The organism is Nocardioides sp. (assembly GCF_034670285.1).
Lineage (GTDB): Bacteria > Actinomycetota > Actinomycetes > Propionibacteriales > Nocardioidaceae > Nocardioides.
The window spans coordinates 1-4,309 of record NZ_JAXMNS010000334.1; the positions used below are offsets into that span (position 1 = coordinate 1).

At 70.6% G+C, this 4,309-nt stretch carries 4 protein-coding genes; 1 reads left to right on the top strand and 3 read right to left on the bottom strand.

Annotated features, from left to right (window positions below; all coding sequences use genetic code 11):
* Positions 1 to 898: GTP 3',8-cyclase MoaA (moaA, locus tag VOI19_RS15185; protein WP_323793806.1), on the bottom strand; the 898-nt coding region annotated here is incomplete at its 3' end.
* Positions 899 to 934: 36 nt separating this feature from the next.
* On the opposite strand from moaA, the gene VOI19_RS15190 reads away from it, so the two are divergent.
* A complete protein-coding gene (locus tag VOI19_RS15190; protein ID WP_323793807.1) occupies positions 935 to 1,765 on the top strand; it encodes an SURF1 family protein in 831 nt (276 codons plus the stop codon).
* 2 nt (positions 1,766 to 1,767) lie between these two features.
* On the opposite strand, the gene VOI19_RS15195 is transcribed toward VOI19_RS15190, so the two are convergent.
* On the bottom strand, positions 1,768 to 3,657 hold the full coding sequence (locus VOI19_RS15195) for an ABC transporter ATP-binding protein (RefSeq protein ID WP_323793809.1): 1,890 nt from the start codon (positions 3,655 to 3,657) through the stop codon (positions 1,768 to 1,770).
* A 70-nt stretch (positions 3,658 to 3,727) separates the two neighbouring features.
* Positions 3,728 to 4,309: enoyl-CoA hydratase/isomerase family protein (locus VOI19_RS15200; protein WP_323793808.1), on the bottom strand; the 582-nt coding region annotated here is incomplete at its 5' end.

Below are 4,309 nucleotides of genomic sequence, written 5' to 3' on the forward strand. Positions count from 1 at the left end.
GGGCCAGCTCCTCGTCGGAGGCCCCGGCACGCTGCGCCGCGCGCAGGTCGGACTCCGAGCGGGCGAAGAGGCAGTTGCGCACCTGACCGTCAGCCGTGAGGCGTACGCGGTCGCAGTCGCCGCAGAAGGGCCGCGTCACCGAGGCGATCACGCCGACCGTCGCGGGACCGCCGTTGACGAGGAACTTCTCGGCAGGGGCACTCCCCCGCGGTTCCTCGGCCGGGGACAGATCGAACTCGCGGTCGAGCGAGGCGAAGATCTCGTCGGCGGTGATCATGCCGTCGCGCGACCAGCCGTGCTGGGCGTCGAGCGGCATCTGCTCGATGAAGCGCAGCTCGTAGGAGCGCTCGATGCACCAGCGCAACAGCTCGGCAGCCTGGTCGTCGTTGACGCCCCGCATGAGGACCGCGTTGACCTTCACCGGACCCAGTCCGGCCTCCGCCGCGGCGGCCAGGCCGGCAACCACGTCGTCGAAGCGATCACGCCGCGTCATCTCGTGGAAGGTGTCGCGGCGCACCGTGTCGAGGCTGACGTTGACCCGGTTGAGGCCGGCGTCGGCGAGAGCCTGAGCCGTCCGCGCCAGACCGAGACCGTTGCTGGTGATCGACAGCTCGAGGTCGGGGCTGATCGCCCGGGTGCGAGCGACGATGTCGACCAGTCCACGACGCACCAGCGGCTCACCGCCGGTGAAACGCACCTCGTCGACACCGAGGCGCTCGACGGCGATCCGGACCAGCCGGACCACCTCGTCGTCGCTGAGCACCTGGTCGTTCGGCATCCAGTCGAGACCCTCGGCGGGCATGCAGTAGGAGCAGCGCAGGTTGCACCGGTCGGTCAGCGAGACACGGAGGTCGGTCGCGACACGTCCGTAGGAGTCGGCGAGCGGTATGACCTGCATGACTCCAGCCTACGGGTCGGTCGATATCCTTGGGACGTGCGTTCGTTCCGGTTCCTCCTCAGTCGCAGGTGGGCGGCGTTCGCGCTCGCCGTCGTGCTCCTCGCAGGCGGCGCCTGGTGGCTGGGTGAGTGGCAGTTCGGGCGCCTCGACGACCGGCAGGCCCGCAACGAGGTCGTCCGCACTAACGAGGCTCGCGAGCCCGCTCCGGTCGACTCGGTGCTCGAGCCCGGTGCCGCGGTGGCCGAGGACGACGAGTGGCGCCTGGTGGAGGCCAGCGGCACCTACGACGTCGCCAACACCGTGATCGTGCGCTACCGCAGCGGCCCGTCGGGTGAGCCCGGGGTCGACGTCGTCGTGCCCCTGGTGACCGAGTCCGGAGACACCTTGGTGGTCGACCGAGGCTTCCTGGCGATCGTCACCCGCTCGGCCAACATCGGCGACGTACCCCCGGCCCCGGCCGGCGAGGTCACCGTCACCGGGTGGGTGCGTGCCGACGGCACCGGCGACAGCACCGAGGTCGACGACCTCTCGACCCGGGCGATCAACTCCCAGCAGATCGGCGAGGCGATCGACCGGCCGACGTACGGCGGCTTCGTGGACCTCGTCAGCGAGGACCCCGCGATCGAGAGCCCGCTGGTGCTGCGCGAGCTGCCCGACCTCGACAACGGCCCGCACTTCTACTACGGACTCCAGTGGTGGTTCTTCGGCGTGCTCGCGATCTTCGGGTTCGGCTACCTCGCCTACGACGAGCGCCGGCGAGGTCCCCGCGGTGATCGCCCGCACCGTCCCCGCAAGCAGCAGCGTCCTGAGGACCGGCCGCGCGAGCGGCGGACGAACGTGCCGGCCGCCTACCAGCGCAAGAGCTGAGCTCAGGCGGGTCCCGCCGCGGGTTCGCGGTCAGGATCGTCGGTGAAGAACTGCGTGCGGTAGAGGTCGGCGTACAACCCCTCGCGCGCCAGCAGCTCGGGGTGGGTGCCCTGTTCGACGATGCGACCGTCGTCCAGCACCAGGATCTGGTCGGCGTTGCGCACCGTCGACAGCCGGTGGGCGATCACCAGCGACGTCCGGCCTTCGAGCGCGGCGTCGAGCGCTCGCTGCACCGCGGCCTCCGACTCGCTGTCGAGGTGGGCCGTGGCCTCGTCGAGCACCACGATCGAGGGCGCCTTCAGCAGGAGTCGGGCGATGGCCAGACGCTGCCGCTCGCCGCCGGAGAGACGGTAGCCGCGGTCGCCCACCACGGTGCCGAGCCCGTCCGGCAGGTCGCGGACCAGGCGCTCGACCTGGGCTGCGGCGAGCGCCTCCCAGATCTGCTCGTCGGTGGCACCCGGCCGGGCGTAGACCAGGTTGGCCCGGATCGTGTCGTGGAACATGTGGGCGTCCTGGGTCACGTAGCCGACCGCGTCCTCGAGCGACTGCAGCGTGACGTCGCGGACGTCGTGCCCGCCGACGCGGACGGCGCCGGTCTCGGCGTCGTAGAGGCGCGCGACCAGGTGGGTGATCGTGGTCTTGCCCGCGCCGGAGGGTCCGACCAGGGCCACCATCTGGCCGGGCTCGGCGACGAAGTGGACGTCGCTGAGCACCTGGGTGTGCTCACGGGAGTCGGTCCGGGCCAGCGCCTCGAGCGAGCCGAGCGAGACCTCGTCGGCGCGCGGGTAGGTGAACGACACGTGGTCGAACTCCAGTCGCGCCGCGCTGGCCGGCAGCGCGATCGCGCCGGGCTTCTCGCCGATCAGCGACGGCAGGTCGAGCACCTCGAAGACGCGCTCGAAGCTGACGAGAGCGGTCATCACGTCGATCCGCACGTTGGACAGCCCCTGGAGAGGTCCGAGCAGGCGCAGGAGGAGGGTCGCCAGCGCGAGCAGGGTGCCGAGGGTGAGGTCACCGTTGATCGCGAGGTAGCCGCCCACGCCGTACACGAGCGCGGTGGCAAGCGCCGGGACGAGCGTCATCGCGGCACCGAAGACCCGGGTGATGAGGGAGATCCGGATGCCGAGGTCGCGCACGTTGGCGGCCTTGGTGCCGAAGAGGTCGTCCTCCTCGCCACGCCGTCCGAAGAGCTTGAGCAGCATCGCGCCACCGACGTTGAACCGCTCGGTCATCATGTTGCCGAGGTCGGCGTTGCCGTCCATCTGCCGGCGGGTGAGGCCGGCGAGTCGCACGCCCACCCAGCGTGAGGTGACGAGCAGGATGGGGAAGAGAAGCAGGCACAGCAGGGTGACCTGCCAGCTCAGGAAGAGCATCGTGATGCCGACGACGACCACCGCGATCACGTTGGAGACGGTGCTGCTGAGCGCTGAGGTGAACGCCCGTTGGGCACCGATCACGTCGTTGTTGAGCCGGGACACGAGCGCGCCGGTCTGGGTGCGGGTGAAGAACGCCAGCGACTGACGCTGCACGTGGCCGAAGACCTGGGTGCGGAGGTCGTAGATCAGCCCCTCTCCGATCCGCGAGGAGAACCAGCCGCCGACGACCGCCAGTGCGGCGGTGAAGAACGCGACGCCGACCATCATCAGCGCGGCGGTCGCCACGACCCCCTTGTCGCCCGCGACGATGCCGTCGTCGACGGCGTACTTGACCAGCAGCGGGAGCACCACGACCATCGCGGCGTCGATGACCGTGACGGTCAGGAAGACCGAGATCAGCCGACGGTGCGGACGGGCGAAGGAGAGCACCCGGCGCACGGTCGAGCGCTCCAGGCGGTTCGAGACCGCGCTGCGGTCCGAGCGCAGGTGTCGCCACGCGGCGGCGTTGGGGTGCATCGAGGACACGGGTCCACTTCCTGGTGACTGGTTCGAGAGGGGGTCGAGGCGAGCTCGAGTCGGGTGCGGCCTACGAGGCAGGTGCCGCAAGTGCGGCCAGCTCGTGGAAGCGTCGCGCCTGAGCCTCGCGCTCCAGGCGGCACTGCTCGTCGAGCTCGCGCCCTGCCGCTCCCACCAGCAGTGCCTTGGTCTCACGCACCGCACCCGGGAGAGGTGCGGTGAGGGCGCCCACGAGGTCGGTGACCGTCTGGTCGAGGTCGGCCTCCGGAACGGCGGTCTGAGCCAGACCGATCGTCACGGCCTCGCTCGCGCCCACCATCCGGGCGGTGGCGCAGATCTCCAGCGCCCTCGCATAGCCAACCGCCTCGACCAGCGGCTTTGTTCCCGCCAGGTCGGGGACGAGGCCCAGGGCGGACTCCTTCATGCAGAACTGCGCGTCGTCGGAGACCACCCGCAGGTCGCAGGCGAGGGCGAGCTGGAAGCCGGCGCCGATGGCGTAGCCCCGCACCTTGGCGATCGAGATGAAGCGTGGGTCCTGCAACCAGACGAACCCGTCCTGATAGCTGCGGATCGTCGCCGAGATCTCGTCGTCCGGCAGGGCGAGCAGGTCGACGACGCTCTCCTGGCCGTCGCCGCCACCGGGAGTCAGCAG